The 4484-nt window shown below is 74.3% G+C and carries 1 protein-coding gene and 1 pseudogene; both read right to left on the bottom strand.

The features are described 5' to 3' along the window. A pseudogene (locus tag Q1X76_RS09880) lies at positions 1 to 2634 on the bottom strand (hypothetical protein); the annotation flags it as partial. Beyond that, positions 2634 to 4484 (bottom strand): BamA/TamA family outer membrane protein (locus tag Q1X76_RS09875; protein WP_300719705.1); only part of this gene is annotated, 1851 nt, incomplete at its 5' end. The pseudogene Q1X76_RS09880 and the gene Q1X76_RS09875, both read right to left, overlap by 1 nt.

Genomic DNA, 4484 nt, shown 5'->3' with positions numbered 1-4484 from the left:
CACGGGACCGGCGTCCGATGCGGGAGCGGGAGCCGGGACGGGGGGCGGCCATGCCGCTGGGGTCGCGGGGGCCCCGGCCGGGGTGGCCGGCGCAGCGCCAGCCACCGGCAGGCCACCGGCGCGCAGTTCCAGCCGGGCCGGCTTGCCGCGGCCGTCCAGGCGCAGGCCCGGCAGCCAGTAGCCCAGCACCCGGTCCAGTGCGGCCCAGTCTTCCATCTCGGCCCGCAGCAGGGCCTGGAAGCGCGGCGCGGTGCGCGCCTCCGGGAACAGTGCGGCCAGCAGGCGGGCCGGGGCGAGATCTTCCGCCAGGATCGCCGGCGCGGCGGCGACAGCCTTTCCTGCCGGCAGGGGAGCCGGGGCGGGGGGAGCGGCCTCCGGCCTGGGCGATGGCGCATCGTGTCCCGCGCTCCCGGAACGGGATGCAGGAGGGACGGACGGCGGAGCGGACGAAGCCCCGGGCGATGCTCCGGCAGGCAGGGCAGCCCGCCCGGCGGCGGGAGCAGGAGAGACGGGAGGGGCGACGGTGCTGTGCGCCGGGGCCTCTGGAGCCGTTGCCGGTGTGGTCGCCGCAGTCTCCGTCGAAGCGGCGGACGTATCGGGCAGCAGGGCCAGCAGGGCCCCTTCCAGACGGCCGCCCGCGCCCTGCACGGCAAGGTGCGGCAGGCCCAGCAGCCAGCCCTCGCCCTCGCGCCCGGCCAGCAGGCACAGGCTGGCGGCGATCTGATCCCCGCCCGTGCGCGCCCGCAGCTCCAGAGGCAGTTCCAGCCTGCCCCGCGCCGCCAGACGCGGCCAGGGCAGGGCCCGGCCCCCGGCGCTCAGGCCGGCGTCGTCCAGGGCGTGCCCGTCCAGATCAAGGGCCGCGCAGGCCAGACGCAGACGCGGTTCGGGAGCCCCGAGGCTGCCCGCCACGTCCAGTTCCAGACGCAATTTGCCGGCCAGCGGAGCCAGCAGGGTCCGGGCCTGGGGCAGCAAGGGAGCGGCCGCGGCGCGGTCCGCCACTTCCAGCGCGCAGGACAGCTCCAGCGGCGAGGTCAGGGCGTCACCGTCCGCCACCAGCTCCAGCGCGCCCCGGCCGTGCAGCTCCACGGCTCCGGCCCGGATGCCCAGGCTCTCCAGAGCCAGACGGGGCTGCGGACCGGGCGTGAGGGCCAGCGCCAGCTGCAGAGAGGAGGCCTGACCGGGCGTCAGGAGCAGGGCCAGGGGCGCGGGCAGCCAGTGGGCCGCGTCTTCCGGCAGCAGGGACGCGGCCGTGCCGCCCGTCGCAGGGGAAGCGTCAGGTGACGCGGGGGCCGCAGCGCCGGAAGGCGTGGCAGGAAGGACAGCAGGAGGAGCGGCAGCCGCACGGAGGGCTGGCTGCGACGCGCCGGCTGCGGGCATGGCGGGGAGCGCGTCTCCCGCTGCAACGGGGGCGGGAGCGCCGGACGCGGACGCTGCGGCCGGCTGCCGGACAGTTGCCAGGCTCCAGTCCGCGCGCACGCCGGCGCGCGCTTCCGCACCACCGGAGGAAAAAGCCGCATCGGCCGTCAGGGACAGCGAAAACACCAGCCCCTCTCCGGTGACAGGGGCCGGGCCCGCGCCGGGCGAAGACGGGGCGTCCTGCGCGGTCCGGGCAGCCTGCCCGGCTCCCGCCACAGGCGTAGCGGCCGGGGAGGTGGCGGCCGGGAGGACGGCGTCCCGCCCCGCTGTGGCGGCCGTACCGGACGGGGACGCCGCAGCCGGACCGTGCGTCGCCGATGCCTGTGCGCGGCCGCTATGCCCCGCCGGGGACAGGGACGGACCATCCGGCATGGCGGCCGCAGCGCCCGTCACCGGCATGGCGGCCGGAAGCTCTCCGTCCAGGGCCGCCGCGGCCACGGCGGTCAGCTGCCATGCCCCCAGGGGCACGGACGGCCCGCAGCCGGCGGAGGACGTGCCACCGGTCAGGGTCTGCGCGGCCACGGCCGTCAGCTGCATGGCGGACAGGGGGAAGGGTGTCCCGCAGCCGGCGGTCACGCTGCCGCCGGTCAGGACGTCCCGGCCCAGCCAGGCCTTTTCCAGTGCGATCTCGCGCACATGGAGGGAGGGCAGCCAGCCCGGCAGGGAGCCCAGGCCTTCGAGGAAGCCACGCAGGCCCTCTTCCACAGCCGCCAGCGTGACCGGCAGGGGCGTCGCGGGATCCTCGGGAGCCGGGGGGAGCTGCGGCAGACGGTAAAGGGCGGGCCGCTCCAGACGCAGTTCAAGGGAGATGCGGGGCGGGAAGAACTCCAGGCCCAGCGCCGCCCGGGCCCGGGGCAGGTCCAGCCAGGGACCGGCCGCATCACGCAGGCGCAGGGCGCAGTCCAGCTCCAGCGGCAGGGCCCCGCCCAGACGGGTCAGCTCCAGCTCCAGGCCCTGCGCGGCCAGGGAGGGAGCCAGCAGGCTGCCGAGCTCCTGACGCGCGCGCTCCTGCCCTGCGGGCGTGCGCAGCCAGAAGACGGCGGCCGTCCCGGACAGGAGCAGCAGGACGAGCAGGAGCAGCAGGCCCGGCAGCAGACGACGCCGGAAGAAGCCCTTGCGGGCGGGCGGCACGGGCGCAGGGGCCCCGGGAGCGGCAGCGGGGCCGCCGGGCGCCGGGGCCTGGGGGGCCGCGGAGGAGGGACCGGGAGTGCGGGCCATCAGAAGCTCTGTCCTATGCTGATATAGAGTTGCAGGGGCGGATCGCCGTCCACGGGATTGAGCGGCGTGGCCACGTCCAGACGCACCGGGCCGATGGGCGTGTAGTAGCGCAGGCCCAGGCCCGCGCCCCAGCGCATGTCGCCGATGATGCGCGGCAGGGGATCCTCGTAGACCATGCCGCCGTCCAGGAAGGGCACGATGCCGATCTCGTCGGTGATCTTGTAGCGGGCTTCCAGATTGACGATCTGGTACGAGCGGCCGCCGCGCGGGTCGTCGTCCTTGTCGCGCGGCCCGATGGCCTGATAGGAATAGCCGCGCACCGAGCCCGCGCCGCCGGCGTAGTAGCGCAGGGTGCTGGGCAGGTTGCTCATGGAGGCCCCGGCCATGCTGCCGCCGCGCAGCCGGGCCGCCAGCACGAGCTTGTCGTCGATGATGCCCTTGCGCGGCCCCTTGCGGAAGGGCGCGTAATAGAACATGCCCTCCACTTCCGTGCCCAGGGCGGTGAAAAAGTCGTCGTAATAGCCGAAGATGGGCCGGGCGTTGACATCCAGCACCGAGCCGCGCTTGGGACTGATCTTGTTGTTGCGGCTGTCGCGCACGATGCGCAGATGCGGCCCCGCGAAGCTGTAGGGCTCGTTGGTGCGGTCTTCCTCGGTGAGCGTGCCGCTGTCGGAGAAACCGCCGAGCCCCACCCACCAGTAGGGGCTCAGCTGGCGCTCGACGCCGGCCCCCACGCGCAGGCCGCGGCGGTCGTAGGCATCGGTGAATTCCTGCAGCAGGGAGGCCTCGCCCACCAGCTTCTGGTCCCGGTCCAGAAAGGCCGGTTTTTCAAAGCTCGCCCGCAGGCCCTGCTTCTCGGGCGTGATGGGCAGGGAGACCACCAGCTTTTCGCCGTTGCCGAGGAGATTGCGGTGTTCCCACTCCCCTTCCACGCCGATGCCGGAATCCGTCTCGTAGCGCACGGCGGCGCTGACCGAACGCGGCGGGCCCTCGCGCACCACCAGGCGCACGGGCAGCACGACCATGCCGTCCCCGCGCGGGGGCGGCAGATCCTTGATGACGCGCTGGCGCACCATGCTGAACAGGCCCAGGCCGCGCAGCTCGTCCACATAGTCCTGCACCCGGCTCTCGTCCCAGGGTTCCGTGCCGGCCTTCCAGGGGGCGCGTTCGCGGATGTAGCTGCCGCTGACCTCCCTGTTGCCCTCCACCACGATCTCGCCCAGCAGGGCCGGGGGACCGGTATCCACCACGATCTCGGCATTGAGGGTCCGGGCCTCGCGGTCCAGGAAATAGCGCTGGCTGCTGACCTGCGCCAGAGGATAGCCCCGACGGCGCAGCTGTTCGGGCAGTTTTTCCACAGCTTCCAGCATCTCGTCGGCCGTCACGGGCGCGCCGCTCCTGAGGCCGCGCAGGCGCTCCGGGAAGCGCGGCGGCGGGGTGGCTTCCCGCGCCTCGTCGCCCCAGAGGGCCCCCAGGCCGCTGTAGGGCGCGCGCCGCTTGCCGTGCTTGAGGGCCGCCGGGACCAGCGGTTTGGGCTCATAGCGCACAGAGGCCCGGCCCAGCACATAGCGGGGCCCGGGCGTCAGGATCAGGCGCACCCGGACCGGGCTGGCCGCGCTGTCCAGGCTGAAGCTGGCCGTGCCCTCGTAATAGCCCTGGGAATGCAGCAGCTTGACGGCGGTCTCCACATCGCCGCGGGCCCGGCGCTCCAGACCCAGCAGGCTGTCCGGCGGATCGTTGCGCAGCTGCTCCAGCTGGCTCAGGGCGCGCATCTTGTCCGACAGGGGGGAGGAGCTTTTTTTCGTGGCGGGGGCCTGCGGCGCGTCCGCGCTCTCCGCGCTCCCGTCCCG

Origin of the sequence: uncultured Desulfovibrio sp., from assembly GCF_949282365.1 — a bacterium.
Lineage (GTDB): Bacteria > Desulfobacterota > Desulfovibrionia > Desulfovibrionales > Desulfovibrionaceae > Desulfovibrio.
The sequence above is the reverse complement of the archived record's forward strand: the minus strand, read 5'-3'. Positions and strand labels throughout refer to the sequence as shown.